The organism is Burkholderia anthina (assembly GCF_902498995.1).
In the GTDB taxonomy this organism is placed as follows: domain Bacteria; phylum Pseudomonadota; class Gammaproteobacteria; order Burkholderiales; family Burkholderiaceae; genus Burkholderia; species Burkholderia anthina.
In genome coordinates this window covers 34,720-50,136 of the sequence record NZ_CABVLY010000017.1, presented here as the reverse complement: position 1 = coordinate 50,136, position 15,417 = coordinate 34,720, and the positions used below count along the sequence as shown (strand labels likewise).

Below are 15,417 nucleotides of genomic sequence, written 5' to 3'. Positions count from 1 at the left end.
AGTGATGGAGGGGGACAGTCATCTGGCACTATATTTTCGTATCGATACCATCTGGCCCAACAGTGTTACTTACCTCAACACCCTCCAAGTCAAAACCCGAATTCGGTTCTCTACCAAACAGCGCAACAAAAAGATCATGTACAAACTGCCGCTTATCCTCAATTTCATCCAATGGAATATCTTGCGGCAACAACGCCCTCCAATTAGCCTCCCATGAATTCGATACGAGCACATATTCCAGAACATCAGAAACCATGGCTTTTGAAACCGGCCCAAATCTCTCGAATCTTACTCTCATCTCCCCAAAAAGCCGACGCACGTCATCTTCATCATTAATATAAAAATCATCCAATTCATCATCCGTCATTGAATACAGATAATAATATAATGGCCCGATATAGCTAAAATTGATGATTTTTTTCATAACGAAGGCAATTTCGGAAATGCCGTGACGATACTTCCATCCCGACGAACAATAGTAACATCTGACGCGCTCAATACTGGACCGCCGCCCTTTCGATAACCTTCCCCTACGGTTCTGCCCATATCAAACGTTATTGAGCTTTCCCCACTCGCGTTCATCTTTGCTGTGCCGCGCTGAATGGCGTCCAATTGATCAACATTACTCACAAACCGCGTCGAATCGGTCGGACGTGGACGCTTAAGGCACGGACAGTCAGGCGAGATTCCCGTCACAGCACGATGCTCTTGCTGAGCAAGTGTTGTCCCAGCTCCATGACGAGAATACGCATGCCCGCCTCCTTTCGCGTCGATATCTTGCAGAATATTGCCTGCACGACGGTTCGCACGATTCCCGGCCAAACCTAAAGGATCAATCCACTCGGTACCGTTCGGTGCATATTGATAAGTATTCAGCCCGCCTTGCAACCCAATCGGATCCTTACTAATAAACCGCCCACTATCCGGATCATAGTACCGATACCGGTTGTAATGCAGCCCCGTCTCCTCATCCCGATACTGCCCCTGAAACCGGATCGCATTACCCGTGTCATACCGCTCCGGCGTCTCCCGCCAGACCGTCGTCGTCTCCCCACCCCACGCCCGATACCGCCCCAGCCACACCACCTTCCCCGATTCATCCAGCAGTTCCTGCGGTGTCCCCAGATGATCGTTCTGATAGAACAGCGTCGCATGCCGCGTCTTCGCCGGCACCTGCACAAACCGCCCGTTCGCGTCCGTCGTGACGAACGGCGCCTCCACCAGCATCTCGTCCAGCCGCGCGAGCGGCACGAACGTCCCCGGTTCGTGCAGATACAGCGACGCACCCTGCCATTGACACTGCTCCCTGAACGTATGCGCCCTCTGTGCGACCGGCACCGAATACGCATCGTCCGGCTCCTCCCGCACGAGTTGCGGCGGCCGAGACGTCATCGGCTCGTGTTCGCCCGGCTGCAGCGGGAATATATGGAATCGCTCCTCCATCAGCAGCACATCGCCATCCCACGTGAATACGGTCCGTTCGATACTGCGGTCCTTTCTCGCGACCTCCTTCACCGTCCGACGTCCGAACGCGTCATACGAGAAGCGCACGTGCAATTCCGGCTTCACCGTGCCCGGAATCCAGGCTGTGCCACTTTTCGTTCGCTCGATCCGGTCGACTTCGTGCGCCGCCGGCGGTTTCGCATAGCGCTTCGCCAGGCTGAGTCGATGCGCGGCGTCATACTCGTACAGCCAGGTCACGCCCCCCGGTTCCCTCTTCCGCACCAGATTCCCGTGCGCATCGTGCTCATAGCGCGTGCGGTTCAACTCCTTCAGCACGTTCCCCACGCACTTCGGCAGCGCCTTTTCCCAATTGCGCCACACCTCGCACTCACTCGCCAGCTCCATGCGTCGCGCGAGTTGCGCCTCCGGCAACCGTTCGCCCGGATGCGCTTCCCACCACGCGCGATCCTGCGCCATCTGGCGCTGCATCCGCCCCATCACCGACTCCACCGGTTCGTCGGTCGGACGCGGCGGAATCTTGTCGGGATCCACCGGATTGCCCGCGGGATCGAACGCAAACACTTCCGTCAGATCGAGCGTCGTGGCCCTCAGCAAACGCCCCGTCGGGTCATACGTGTAGTCGGTCACGCCGCGCGCGCGATCCTCGATGCGCATCAGTTGGCCAGCCGCGTCGTACTGAAACCGGCGTCCCGCGATCCAGTCCGCAAGCCGTGCGTTCACATCGCGACGCACGATCATGCGCTGCAGTCGCCCGGCCGGATCGTATTCCCGTGTCTGTTCGAAGCCACGATACCGCCGCACGATCTCGCGATGCAGCTTGTCGCGCTCGAAATCCGCGAGCGGCTGGCCGTCCAGCAGCACGCCGTGCAGATGACCCGAGCCGTAGCGCAACCAGTCGATCGTCCGGGTATTGGGCAGGTGCGTACGCGTCCGGTTGCCGAGCGCATCGTATTCATGGCGCGTCACCGACGTATATTCGCCGTCGATATCCGGACGCACCGTTTGCTCCTCGGCGATCAGATTGTCTGCATCGTCGTAATGCAGGTACACGCGACTCCCGAAGCCCTGCGCGGTCATCAAACGACCGCGGGCGTCGTAATAAAAATGCTCGATCACCTGACCACGACCGCCCGCCCCCTTCGTCTCGCGCCGTGTGAGGCGGCCGAGTGGATCGCGCGTATAGATCGTCTCGATATCGCCGGCCTGCGAACCGATCAATTGCCCCGCATCGTCCCATCGGTAGTAAGTCGTGCTGCCGTCGAAATCCCTCTGCTCGATCAGCCGGCTCAACGGGTCGTAGCCGAATCGCGTCTGATCGCCGTTCTCGTTGGTCAGTCGGTCCAGGCGCCATTGCCGGTCGTATCCATACGCGAGTTCGCGCCCCGCCGCATCCTTGCGCCACGTCGGTTGTCGACGCGCATTGAACGTGTATTCGGTGAGTTGCCCCGCGCCGTCGCGGTAGGTCTGCAGGTTGCCTTCGCCGTCCCACGTGAAATGTTCTTCGGTGCCATCCGGATACGTGACGCTGACGAACTGTCCGCGTGCATCGCACCGGTAGCGCGTGATGTGACCTTCGGCGTCGGCGATCCGCGACAGGTGGCCACGCTCGTCGTAGCCGTATCGCGTCGTGTGGCCCGAGCAATCGGTCGCCTCGGTCAACCGCAACGCGTGGTCGTAGCGGAAGCGTTGCACGCCGCCCTTCGGGTCGGTCAGCGACAGCAACTCGCTCTGCGCGCCCCACGCATAGCGGGTCGTGCGTCCAGACGCATCGGTCACCGAAACCGGGCGGCCAAGCGCGTCGTATGCGGTTTGCGTGATGCGTCCGTCCGGTGCCGTCACCTGCACCGGCCGCCCGTTCTCGTCGTACTCGGTACGGGTCGTATTGCCGAGCGCATCGGTTTCGGTCGTCAGGCGGCCGTGCGCGTCGTACGCGAAGCGTTGTGTGTAGCCGAGCGCGTTTTTGGTGCCGACCAGGCGATTCCGCTCGTCCCATTCGTATGCATCGGACGAGCCGTCGGCGTGTTCGACCAGCACGATCCGGTTGTCGGAGTCGTATCGATGGATCGTCGCGTGGCCGTCTGCATCGGTGACCACCGTGTACCAGTGCTCGCGGTGATATGCGAAATGCGTGTCGTCTTGCGGCGGCTGGCCTTCGTTGCCGAACCACGTGCGCACGCACTTTGCGTCCGACCGCGCCGGCATGCCTTCCCGACGCCCCGGCCAGTCCCAGGCGAGGTTCGCGGCGTGCCTGTTGAAATCCGTATAGCGCGTGAGCAGATGCTGCTCGTACGTATAGGTACGCCGGAACCCGAGCATGTCGACGTGGCCGATGAGATCGCCTTCGGCGCTGTACGCGTAGCGCGCCAGCGCCTCGGTGACGAGACCCGGTACGCCGGAGCGGTAGATGGCGGAAACCCGGCCGTCGACGTAATCAATGTGGATCGCGTTTCCTGCATCGTCACCGATCGTGACGAGTTCGTTCGCGGCGTTATAAGTAAAGCCCAGACCCAGGCCGTCGCGGTTCGTACGGGAGACGAGGCGATAGCGGACCCGCATCGCCGTACCGTGTCGCTCATAGCGTTCGCGCGACCCGTCCGGATACGCGAGCAGTACATGTCGTGCATCCGGACGCCCCACGGTGAACTGCTCAGTCGGCACGTCGACCGATTCGCCGGTCGCCACTGGCGGCAGCGGCACCGCTCGCCCGTCCGGATCGAAAAACGTCAGTGCGCCATCCCGTTCCTCGAGCGACAGGTGATACGGACTGCTCCAGCGTGCCCCGAGCGGACTCGCATCGTATGCGGCAAGGCTCGACCGGTAGCGACGCTTCCACACGATCGGCACAACTGCGTCGAGCACGAAGTCGGTCTGCTCGAGGTTCTCGTCACCCATCGCATAGTTGACCGGCTTCGCGCTCGCGGTCTGCGGGCATCCGCATCCGTCCTTCGCCGGCAACGGACTCGGCATCGCGCCTTTCTGCGTCGAATCACGGTGCTCGCCTGGCTTGCGATGAGGTTCGCGCATCGTGCCCGGCGTGGCCTGGGCCACATGCGACGGAATCTGGCGCGCCTTCCTCGTCTTGATTTCGACGGCAATCTGCGCGGCCATGAACAGCAGGCTGCCGGCCTCTTCCACACTGCCGAATGCGGCGCTCAGCATCGATTCCGTTTGCCGGTCGAACTCGTCCAGCCACGCAACGATCGCGTCGCGCTGGCCGGATAGCCGGAGAAGCTGGTCGATGCCGACGAGCGCGATCTCCTCCGTCGACGGAACCCATGACAGGAAACCCGTGTTCTTCCTAATTCGCCCCATCTGCTCGGCAGTCGACACCGGGTTCAGCACGAAGCGCCGCACCGTGCGCGACGCTTCGCGCACGCTCTTGACGATGTCACCCTTCCATTGCCGGAGATGGGTATCGAGCTCCGCCATGAACGCAAGCACGTCGCCGCCGGCCGTCGCCCAGAACAGATCGACCAGCACGGCGGCGCCCGCCCCCTTCGCGAAGGCGAGCAGCACCTCCTTGACGACCGCGCGCGCCGGCCGCGTCGCATTGCCTGCAGCCGGCACGACGCCGATCGCGTCGATCGCGAGAATCCCCCAGTTGATCACTTTCTTCGTGCCGCCCGGCTCGCTGCAGATTCGGTAGATGTCCACGCCGACGTCATACAGCGACATCGCATTGCCGGCGAACGGCACCATGTACAGGCACTGCACGAATATCTCGCGGCTGTGGTCCCGGACCGATTCGGCGCCGGCAGCGGTCAACCGCGGCGATGTTTCAGTCGCGGGAAACGGACTGACGATGACGCGCCGCGCTTCCGCGTTTTGCCGGAGGTCCTTCGGGATCGGGCGCTGAGGGGTGGTGGGCGTTGCGGTTCCAGTCATGGGTTGTTATCGATTCTGAACAGGAAAAGAAGACGGCGCGCCAGTCAGCGCGACACGATGGACTTGCGGAGATCCGGAGCAACGTCGGGCACCGTAGCCGCCGTGCCGTCGGCAACGGAATGCGCGAGCGGTCCAGCCCCGCTCGAAGCAAACGCAGCGACATCGCCCTGCGCGACGCTCGAAGCAACACGCGCCGCCGTCGCCTCGATCGATGCGGCCGACTCCAGTGCGCGCTTCGCGGCTCCGGTACCCGTCATCGCTGCAGCCAACGTTGCCCCGACAAGACTCGGCACGGCCGGCGCTACGGCGGCTTCACCTGGCGCAACAAATTGCGGTGCCCCCTTCGGTTCATCCCACTTGCGCGTGCGGTCAAGAAGATCGTGGCCCTCCTCGAAATACTCGACCGCACCGCCCCCGCGCGGCACATTCGCCACCGTGCCTCTTCCATCGGCATCCAGCCGCCCGTCGCGCCATGACCCGTCCGCGAACGTCACGCGATAGGGTGCATGCCTGACCGGCTCGCCGTTCGGGTAGGCGTGCCAGAGCTGCATCCCCGTTTTTTCCTGTTCGGGCATCAGCGGCAATGCCTGTCGCCGCGTCGAAGGTGGCCCGACGCGCAACAACCCATTCAAACGGATTTCGGCGGCACTCCCGATCTCCACCATTCCGCCTTCGAGCTTGATATACGCACCACCGCACATCAGTACCAAAGCCTTGTGCGCGTTCAGCGTCACAGCATCCGATGTGCTCGCAATCGTCACGCCCTTCAACGCCGTCAGTTCGAGCGCATCGGCTTGTGCCTGCACGTCGACCTTGCCGGCCCCCGCATACAACTTCATCCCCTGCGTATTCGCAAACAGGGACACCGCATTACCCGCTGCAACCGTATAGTTGCCGCCGATCGCCGCATCCGCATTGCCGCCCGTCGTCGTGAAGAGATGTCCGCCAGCAGCCAGTTGCATGTGCTCGCCGCTGGTCACGGCGACCCCATGCGGCGCGGACGCAAGCAGCACGGCTGCTTCGAGGTCGCGGACCTGCGATTCGAGCAACGCCTGCTGCGCCTCGCATGCCGCCACCGTCGCGCGCGCCTTCGCAACCGCATCGGTCAGACTCCGCATGCGGGATTGCGCTGCTTCGAGCTGCTGCCGCGCAACCGTCATGTCGAAAGCGTGCCCGCCCGCATTCGACTGCGCATCGGCCGACAGGAACAGTCCCTTGCCGGCACGCAATGCACCGCGCTCGTCGGTTCGGACTTCGAACCCGTCGCCACGCGCCGCCTTGCGCGCGTCGACCAGATGACCGAGATTGATCTGCGTCTTGCCACCGTAGTCGGTCGACAACTTGATGCCTTCGTGCCCCTTCCAGTCCTCGAAACGCAGCTTGTTGTTCGCTCGCGTGCGAATTACGTTGCGCGTGTTGAAGGCATCCCGGCTCGTGACCAGATCGACGGCCTGACCGTGATGCTGCGCATGCGCGATATACGGCCGGTTCGGGTCGCCGCCGGCAAATGCCACCGCGACCTCGGTGTCGGCCAGCAGCGGAAAGTGGAAGCCTGTCTGGTGACTGCCCGCGAAGGGCTTGGCGAGCCGCAGCGGTACGCATTCGCCGCCGGCCGGCCATGCGTCGAAGTCGAAATCAAAGCGGACCGTGTAACAGCCGTCGCTCGTCAGATGTGCATACGGCGAGGCGTCGGGAGCGGTCACGCGCGCGGACAACGTACCCGCAATCGTCGGCCAGCGACGCTCGTCGAGCTTCAGGCGAAACGGCCGGCCGCATGGAATCGCATCGAACGTATTGATGTACGACGCGTCGCACCCGCCCGCATGACGGACCGAAACGATCACGATCCCGTGCGGCGCATCGACGGGTTGCTCGTCGAGCTTGGCGACCAGTCCCGGTGCGAAATCCACCACCGAACTCTTGCCTGAATACGTGACCTGCCATGCGAGCGCCGCTTCGTGACGCAATTGCGCCGCGCGCCGGGCTTCGTCGCCGTCCAGATGATGCGTGCCGTACACGTAGCTCGCGCCCCAAGTCGTAGGGTCGTCCCGCGCGATGTTTGCTTCGGCATCGAACCGGCCCTGCGCGTTGTCGGCGTTGTAATCCGCGACCTTGATCGAGCGGGGAATCGTTTCGCTCGACGATTCGAGCGAAAGCACGGCCTCGTGGCCGCTTTCGAGCCCGCTTGCCTCGCGGTACGGAATGACGATCTGCGGACGGTACGTATAGGCATCCACATCATCGCCAAAATGCAGTTCGTCGCCATGCTGTCCTGCCCGGAAGAAGCAGAACAGCCCCGTCTGCTCCATCAGCAGGCGGATGTAGTCCCAATCGGACATCCGGTACTGCATACGGAATGCAAGACGCGGATACGCATGCCGCAACTTGAACGAGAACTGATGCGTGCGAAATTCGTGCCGCCTCAGGATCGATTCGATGATCTCGGGCGCGGATTGCTGCTGATGGACGCGCGTTGCCTCGACGAGGCGCAGGCGCGCAACGAACGGCTCGACGACGATTCGGTAAGACACGAAATCGCGCGTCTTGCGAATCTGGCCAAACGCGGTGATACAGCCGGCGAATCGACGCACCGCGTCTGTGGCGCCATTCGCGCCCGGTGGCTCGATCGTGAAGGTGGCGGGGCGATTGAGGTAATCGGTACGTGCAAGCGGAACCGCGCTCGTCAGCGTCACCGCGATCCGATAGGGCTCGCCGAGTCGCTCATCGAGCACGAACGACATGATCGACAGATCCTGCGCCGCGGGTGCGCCGGGCACCTCGAGGAAATACGACTGACGACCGGTTATCCACTGCGCGAGCGCACGTTGTGTATCTCGTTCTCGGGCCATGCTTTTCTCTCAGCAACCATCTTTGTTCTCGGAAGCTGAAGGGATAAAGGATGGCCGGATTCGCGTCCAGCGAATGGCAACGATCTGCAACAATGTTCAGGGTCGATCACGCCCACCGACATGACCGACCACCATTTCAAACCGCCTCACGCCGCCTTGCGCGCATCCGCGATCCGCTGCGGCGCCTTCGGCCGCGCATACAGCCGCTCGACATACGCACGCAACTGCGGAAACGCATCGATCAGATGGCACTCGTCGGCCCAGTCGATCAGATACACCGTCACGCAATCGGCCACCGTCAGCGTATCGCCGACGATGAATTCGCGCCCTTCCAGATGCCGGTCGAGAATCGCGGCCATCGTCGCGAAATCCTCGCGCGCCAACTCGATATCGGCCGGCAGCCGCTTCTCGGGCGGATAGATGAACGAATGCCGCGTGATGCGCCACAGCGGCTGCTCGAGCTCCGTCACCGCGAACATGACCCACCGGTACGCCTGCGCACGCAGCGCCGGATCGACGGGCAGCAGCGCCTTCCCCGGATACTTGTCCGCGAGGTACAACACGATCGCGGCGGACTCCGGAATCACGAGATCGCCATCCACCAGCACGGGCACCTTGCCCGCCGGATTGAGACGCAGGAATTCGGGCCGCTTGTGCTCGCCCGCCAGCAGGTTGACCGACACGAACTCGAAATCCGCATCGAGCTCCTTGAGCCCCCAGAGCGCGCGTTGCGAACGCGTGCCGGCGAATCCGTAAAGCTTCATTGCATGTCTCCATCGAAAATGTCGGTGAAATCTCCGCATGCAGGCAACAGCGCATCGACAGCGATCACGGCAACACCCACCGCCATCACCGCGACGACGCGCACCGCGCCTGCCGCCGTTCACATGCCCGGCACGGCGAGCACCGGCATCACGTCGATCGTCTCCCCCGGGAACAGCGTGAAATGCGGATGGCCTTCGAACATCGCGGCTGCGGCCTCGTGCGACGCGGCGCGCACCACGGTAAAACCGCCCATCGCGTTGGCGCTGTCCTTCACGCCGCCCGCTCCAACGGTCTTGGTCTTGCCGAGCGGCCCGCCGAGCTCGACGATCGCGTCGCGATGCCGTTCGACCCACGCGTGCCACGCGGCGATGCCTTCCCGCTCGCGCGTCCGCCGCTCCTGCTCGGGCAACGCCATCCATGCCGTCATGCGCGGGCTCTCCTTGCTGCCGAGGAACACCGCGAGATACAACTGCTGCTGAGCACTCATGCTTCCTCCGTCCGGTGGCGAGCACGACGGGACGCCGCGCCTCGCCCTTGACAAGATAGGTTGATATCAACACAATTGCAACATGGCACGCAAAGAAAAGCTCCCTTTCGAAACGACGCTGATGGTGCGTGATTGCTGCCTGTGCCTGCACATGCAGCGCGCGGCGCGCAATCTCGCGCGCATCTTCGACGATGCGCTGCGTCCGCTGGATCTGACCAACGGCCAGTTTTCGCTATTGATGTCGCTGAACCGGCCGCAGCCTGCCGCGATGAAATCGGTCGCGTCGCTGCTCGCGATGGACCGCACCACGCTGACCGCGGCGCTCAAGCCGCTCGAGCGGCGCGGGCTGGTCACGATCGCGCAGGATCCGGACGACAAGCGCAGCCGCCTGCTGGCACTCACGCCGGCCGGCGATCGATTGCTCGCCGAAGCGTTTCCGGTGTGGCAGCAAACGCATGCCGACATCGAACGGCCGTTCGCGCCGGGCGAAGTCGATCTGCTGCGCGGCCAGTTGCGCGCGCTGTCGGAGGATCCGGCTACACGAGACTGACGCGCGCGCCGCTCACTTGCGGCCTTTCTTCGGCATCAGCAATTGCGCGAACGCCTGCAGGAAGCGCACGGGCCCGTGCGCGTGCAGCGCCTGCCCGCTGCTGAGCGCGCCGTCGATGACGGTCGCGAGCCGCAGCGCGTACGTTTCCGGCTCGTCGATCCGCATCGCGTCCGCAAGCTCGGTCAGGCGGCGCCGCAGTTCCTGCTTGTGCGCGACGGCGACCTTGCGGGCCGGATGATTGCCGTCCGCATACTCGGCGGCGATATTGATCTGCGGGCAACCGCGATAGCCGGGGCGCTCGATGCGCTCGCCGATCCACTGAAGCTGCGCGTCCAGCTCCTCGCGCGGCGTGTGCCGGTACTGCGCGGCCACGGCATCCCAGTGCGCCCAGAAATCCGCGTCCTCGCGCAACAGGAACGCCTCGATCAGGTCGTCCTTGGTCGCGAAGTGCCGATACAGGCTCGTCTTCGCGACACCCGCCTGCGCGACGATCAGATCCACCCCGACCGCCCGCGTGCCCTCCCGATAGAACAACTCGCTGGCCGTTTGCAGAATGCGTTCGCGCGTATCGGGCGCGCGCCCGTTCGTGTCCGTTCCCTTTTTCATCGAAGCCCGGCCATTCAGGCCGCCTGTCCCGCGAAAGTGCATCCGATGATAGCACCCGGAGGTTGACGATACTACAGGTCTGTACTATAAAACAGACCGTTCTGTATCGGAGTGGATCATGGACGATCGAATGCCGGTTGCAGTGTATGGCGCCACGGGTCACACCGGGCGATTCGTGCTCGCGGAACTGGCGCGGCGCGGCCTCGGCGCGATCCGCATCGGGCGCGATGCCGCGCGGCTGGCGCAAGACGGCAACGACGCGGCGCCGTGGCACGTCGCATCGGTCGACGATCCGGCCTCGCTCGACGCCGCGCTGCGCGGCGCGCATGCCGTGATCAACTGCGCGGGGCCGTACCTGGATACCGCGCTGCCCGTCGCCGATGCGGCATGGCGGGCCGGCATCCCGTATCTCGACCTGACGGCCGAGCAGCCGTCGATCCAGGCATTGACCGGACAGCGCGACGCACGCGCGCGCGCCGCCGGCGTGACGCTCGTGCCGGCCGCCGCGTTCTACGGCGGCCTGGCGGACCTGCTCGTCACGGCCGTGGTCGACCGGAACCGGCCGATCGATCGCATCGACATCGCGACCGGTCTCGACAGCTGGCATCCGACCCGCGGCACGCGCGTGACCGGCGCGCGCAATCATGCGACCCGGCTCATCCTGAAGGGCGGCAAGCCGACGGCGGTGCCGTCGACTGCCCGCGAACGCACGTGGCCGTTCCCGTCGCCGCTCGGTGACGTCGGCGTGACGCTGCTGCCGTTTTCCGAAGTGATGACACTCGCGCGACATCTGCCTGTCGATACGATCGAGTCCTGGCTCGCGACGCTCGCGCTGCGCGACGTACGCGATGCCGGCACGCCGCCGCCGCAACCGGTCGACGCGCTCGGCCGGTCCGCGCAGCAATTCGCGATGGATGCCGTCGTCGTGCAGAACGGCGTCACGCATCGCGCAACCGCATCGGGACGCGACATCTACGCGGTCAGCGCACCGATCATCGTCGAGGCGACGGTCCGCCTGCTGACCGGCCGGACGCTGACGTCGGGCGGCGTGCGCAGCCTCGGCGAACTGTTCGACGCACGCGATTTCCTCGCGGCGCTCGATACGATCGCCGTATCGTTCGGCACGACTGCCGATCCCGTTTTCACCAGGAGAGACGAGTATGAGCAACAGTAACAACGAGAAAGGCGCGTATTTCCGTTCGCTTCACCGCGCAGGCGAGCCGCTGCTGTTGTTCAACGTGTGGGACGCCGGCAGCGCGCGCACGGTCGCCGAGGCAGGCGGCGTCGCGCTGGCAACCGGAAGCTGGTCGGTCGCGGCCGCCAACGGCTTCAGCGACGGCGAGCAGATGCCGAAAGCGCTGATGATGGAAGTGCTCGCGCGGATCGCGCAGGCGACGGATCTGCCCGTCACCGTCGATCTCGAAAGCGGCTATGGCGAGCGGCTGGAGGATGTCGCGGACACGATCGCCAGCAGCATCGCGGCCGGCGCGATCGGCTGCAATCTCGAGGACAGTTTCCCGGCGACGGGCGAGCTGCGCACGGTCGACGCCGCCGCCGCACGTCTCGCGGCGGCCCGGCAGGCGGCCGATCGCGCGGATATCGGCTACTTCATCAACGCGCGCACCGACGTGTTCTTCAAGGCCGCGGCCGACACGCACGACGAACGGCTGCTCGACGAAGTCCTGACGCGCGCACGCGCTTATGCGGCGGTCGGCGCCGACGGCCTGTTCGTGCCGGGCCTGCGTTCGCCGGCGCTGATTCGCGCGCTGACGGCCGCGTCGCCGCTGCCGGTGAACATCATGCGCGTGTCGGAAACGCCGGCGCTGGCCGAACTCGCCGAATCCGGCGTCGCGCGCATCAGTCACGGGCCGTACCCTTACCTGCAGGCGATGAAGGCGCTTGCGGCGGTGGTGAAGCAACGCGCATAGCCGAACCGATTACATCCGATGTAATTGGCGCGCGGCGCGGCCGTCCGTACGCTTCAGGTGTCGCGCCGCCATTCCGGCGGCGCGCATCGCCCAGGAGGCGTCATGTCCCGCTATCCGCTTCATACGATCGACTCGGCCCCTGCCGAGTCGAAGCCTGTCCTCGAGCAACTCCGCACAACCTTCGGCATGGTCCCGAACATCGCGGCGGCCATGGCCACCTCGCCGGTGCTGATCAACGGCTTCATCGGCCTGTTCGAGCGCGTGCACGCCAGCAGCCTCACGGAGCCGCAGATCCAGACGCTGCTGCTCACCAACGCGGTCACGAACGCCAGCGAATGGCCGGTCGCCTTCCACACCGCGCTCGCCTTGCAACAGGGCGTGCCCGCCGCCGACGTCGATGCGATCCGGCGCGGCGGCCTGCCCGACGACGCGGCGCTGGCCGCGCTGTCGGCGCTGGCGCGCGCACTGATCGAAACCCGTGGCCGCCTGGCGGAAACCGACCGGCGGCGCTTCCTCGACGCCGGCTTCAGCGCCGAACAGTTGTTCGAAGTGATCGCGGTGGTCGCCGCATCGACGATCACGAACTACGTCGGCAGCGTGGCCCGGCCGGCGCTCGAAGCGCCGTTCGATGCGTTCGCGTGGCATGCGGATGCCGAGTGAGTTCGCTATAGTCGTCGGCGTCGCTCACGGAACGATCAGGACAACGCGATGAATGCGAGCACCCGCGATCCGAACGCGCCGCCGCCTGAACTGGGCCGGCTGTTGCGCTACTGGCGCGACCTGCGCGGCATGAGCCAGCTCGACCTGTCGCTCGACGCCGGCATCTCGCAGCGCCAGATCAGCTTCATCGAAAGCGGACGCAGCGTGCCCGGACGCGACACGCTGCTGACGCTGGCGCAAACGCTGGACGTGCCGCTGCGCGAGCGCAACGCGTTGCTGCTCGCCGCCGGATACGCGCCCGTGTATTCGGACGCGCCGTGGAACGCGGTGGAAATGCATGGCGTGATCCGCGCGCTCGAACGGGTCGTCCGCCAGCACGACCCGTTCCCCGCGATCGTCATGGACCGGCACTGGAACGTGCTGATGACCAACGACGCGGCGCCGCGCTTTTTCGGCTGCTTCATCGACATGGCCGCACGCGAAGGCCCGCGCAACCTGCTGCGCCTGATGTTCGATCCGTCGGGCATGCAGCCGTTCGTCGCCGACTGGGACAGCGTATCGCGCAGCCTGCTGCAGCGCGTGTACCGCGAATCGGTCGGCCGCGTGATCGACGACGACACGCAGCGGCTGCTGGACGACCTGCTTGCCAGCCCGCATGCGCCGCGCGACTGGAAAACGCCGCCGGCGCCGGCCGCCGCACCGTCGACGCCGGTCGTTCCGGTCGGCTTCGTGCACGAAGGCGTCGTGCTGCGCTATTTCTCGTTGATCACGACGGTCGGCACGCCGCAAAGCGCCGCCGCGCAGGAACTGCGCATGGAGTGCATGTTCCCGGCGGACGACGCCACCGAAACCCGTCACCGGCAGTTGCTCGACGCACACGCGCCGGCGCGCTGAGCCGCGCGCCGCCGGCGGTCACGCGTCGGTCACTCGGCCAGCGCCGCTGCGACCCCGACCCGCTTCGGCACGCCGGTCACGATCGTCGCCACCGCGACGGCCAGCACCGCGGCCGCGCCGAGGAACACACCGCCCGCGCCGTTCGCGTCGAACACGACACCGCCCACCGCCGCGCCCGTCGCGATCGCGAGCTGGATCGCCGCCACGATCAGCCCGCCCGCGCTTTCCGCTTCATCGGGCACGGTGCGCGTGACCCACGTCGACCATGCGACCGGCACGCCGCCGAACGCCATCCCCCACAACGCGACCAGCACCGCATCGATCATCGGCGCACGGCCGAGCGCGACGAGCGCGATGCCGAGCACGACCATCAGTGCGGGCATCCCGATCAGCATCGGCCGCAGCCGGTGTTCGAGCACGCGGCCCGCGAGCGACGTGCCGACGAAGTTCGCGATGCCGTAGCCGAGCAGGATCGCCGACAGCCCGTTCACGCCGACGCCCGCCACCTGTTCGAGGAACGGCCGCAGATACGTGAAGAACGCGAAATGCCCGGTGAACACGAGGATCGTCGCGAACATCCCGAGGCCGACGGTCGGCCGGCGCAGCACGTCGACGAGCGTGCGCAGCCGCGTCGTGCCGCTCGGCGGCATCGACGGCAGCGTCATCACCTGCGACACGAGCGCGACGCCGCCGATGCCGGCCGCGATCAGGAACACGTTGCGCCAGCCGATCAGGTGCCCGAAATAGCTGCCCATCGGCGCGGACGCGATGGTCGCGACCGCCACGCCGCTGAAGATGATCGACAGCGCGCGCGGCACCATCGCGGTCGGCACGAGCCGCATCGCCGTGGCCGTCGCCATCGTCCAGAAGCCGCCGAGCGCGACGCCGAGCACGACGCGGCCGATCAGCAGCGTCGTCAGGTTGGGCGCGAACGCGACCGCGAGGTTCGAGGCGACGAGCAGCACCGAGAAGGCGAGCAGCACGCGCCGCCGGTCGATCGTGCGCGTCAGCGCCGAGATCAACAGGCTGGTGACGAGCGCGACGGTCGCGGTGGCCGTCACGGCCTGGCCGGCGACGCCTTCGGTCACGCCGAGACTGTCGGCCATCGGCGTGAGCAGGCTCGCGGGCAGGAATTCGGCGGTGACGAGGCCGAACACGCCCAGCGTCATCGCGAACACCGCGCCCCAGGCCGGTTCGCGGGGAGCCGCCGTGGCGGCGGTGGAGGACATTCCGGGATTCATGCGTGGTTCCGTATGAAAAAAGCGTTCCAGTGATGGCGTATCGTAAGGAACCCCGGCAGGACGGTCTATGACATACAATCCGCTCTTA

General features: G+C 65.2%; 12 protein-coding genes. 5 read left to right on the top strand and 7 right to left on the bottom strand.

Annotated elements, in window-relative coordinates; genetic code table 11:
- Positions 1–28 precede the first annotated feature (28 nt).
- From BME24068_RS21180 to BME24068_RS21160, 5 genes are all read right to left on the bottom strand, one after another.
- The gene (locus BME24068_RS21180; RefSeq protein ID WP_174927253.1) at positions 29–424 is read right to left on the bottom strand and encodes a hypothetical protein; all 396 of its coding nucleotides are present in this window, start codon (positions 422–424) and stop codon (positions 29–31) included.
- On the bottom strand, positions 421–5,349 hold the full coding sequence (locus BME24068_RS21175; RefSeq protein WP_239007939.1) for an RHS repeat-associated core domain-containing protein: 4,929 nt from the start codon (positions 5,347–5,349) through the stop codon (positions 421–423). Before BME24068_RS21175 ends, BME24068_RS21180 begins: the two co-directional genes overlap by 4 nt.
- A gap of 44 nt (positions 5,350–5,393) precedes the next feature.
- Complete coding sequence (locus BME24068_RS21170; protein WP_239007941.1) at positions 5,394–8,090, bottom strand: type VI secretion system Vgr family protein; 2,697 nt, start codon at positions 8,088–8,090, stop codon at positions 5,394–5,396.
- Positions 8,091–8,344: 254 nt separating this feature from the next.
- Positions 8,345–8,962, bottom strand: a complete 618-nt coding sequence (locus tag BME24068_RS21165) for a glutathione S-transferase family protein (protein WP_096500286.1) — start codon at positions 8,960–8,962, stop codon at positions 8,345–8,347.
- A 119-nt stretch (positions 8,963–9,081) separates the two neighbouring features.
- Positions 9,082–9,450 carry a hypothetical protein gene (locus BME24068_RS21160; protein WP_174927252.1) on the bottom strand — a complete coding sequence of 123 codons (369 nt, stop codon included), beginning with the start codon at positions 9,448–9,450 and terminating at the stop codon, positions 9,082–9,084.
- 82 nt (positions 9,451–9,532) lie between these two features.
- Here BME24068_RS21160 and BME24068_RS21155 point away from each other — a divergent pair, with 82 nt between their 5' ends.
- Positions 9,533–10,000 carry a MarR family winged helix-turn-helix transcriptional regulator gene (locus tag BME24068_RS21155; protein ID WP_096500290.1) on the top strand — a complete coding sequence of 156 codons (468 nt, stop codon included), beginning with the start codon at positions 9,533–9,535 and terminating at the stop codon, positions 9,998–10,000.
- 12 nt (positions 10,001–10,012) lie between these two features.
- On the opposite strand, the gene BME24068_RS21150 is transcribed toward BME24068_RS21155, so the two are convergent.
- Positions 10,013–10,606, bottom strand: coding sequence for a TetR/AcrR family transcriptional regulator (locus BME24068_RS21150; RefSeq protein ID WP_174927251.1), 594 nt, complete (start codon positions 10,604–10,606; stop codon positions 10,013–10,015).
- Positions 10,607–10,724: 118 nt separating this feature from the next.
- Here BME24068_RS21150 and BME24068_RS21145 point away from each other — a divergent pair, with 118 nt between their 5' ends.
- The 4 genes from BME24068_RS21145 to BME24068_RS21130 all read left to right on the top strand — a co-directional run bounded on the left by BME24068_RS21145 (position 10,725) and on the right by BME24068_RS21130 (position 14,088).
- A complete protein-coding gene (locus tag BME24068_RS21145; RefSeq protein ID WP_174927250.1) occupies positions 10,725–11,780 on the top strand; it encodes a saccharopine dehydrogenase family protein in 1,056 nt (351 codons plus the stop codon).
- Positions 11,767–12,534: an isocitrate lyase/PEP mutase family protein gene (locus BME24068_RS21140; RefSeq protein ID WP_174927249.1), complete on the top strand. Its 768-nt coding sequence runs from the start codon at positions 11,767–11,769 to the stop codon at positions 12,532–12,534. Before BME24068_RS21145 ends, BME24068_RS21140 begins: the two co-directional genes overlap by 14 nt.
- Before the next feature lie 102 nt (positions 12,535–12,636).
- The gene (locus BME24068_RS21135) at positions 12,637–13,194 is read left to right on the top strand and encodes a carboxymuconolactone decarboxylase family protein (RefSeq protein WP_174927322.1); all 558 of its coding nucleotides are present in this window, start codon (positions 12,637–12,639) and stop codon (positions 13,192–13,194) included.
- A 48-nt stretch (positions 13,195–13,242) separates the two neighbouring features.
- Positions 13,243–14,088, top strand: a complete 846-nt coding sequence (locus BME24068_RS21130; protein ID WP_174927248.1) for a helix-turn-helix transcriptional regulator — start codon at positions 13,243–13,245, stop codon at positions 14,086–14,088.
- Positions 14,089–14,117: 29 nt separating this feature from the next.
- Here the strand turns inward: BME24068_RS21130 and BME24068_RS21125 are convergent, their stop codons facing one another.
- Positions 14,118–15,329, bottom strand: coding sequence for an MFS transporter (locus BME24068_RS21125; protein ID WP_096500302.1), 1,212 nt, complete (start codon positions 15,327–15,329; stop codon positions 14,118–14,120).
- Positions 15,330–15,417: the final 88 nt, after the last annotated feature.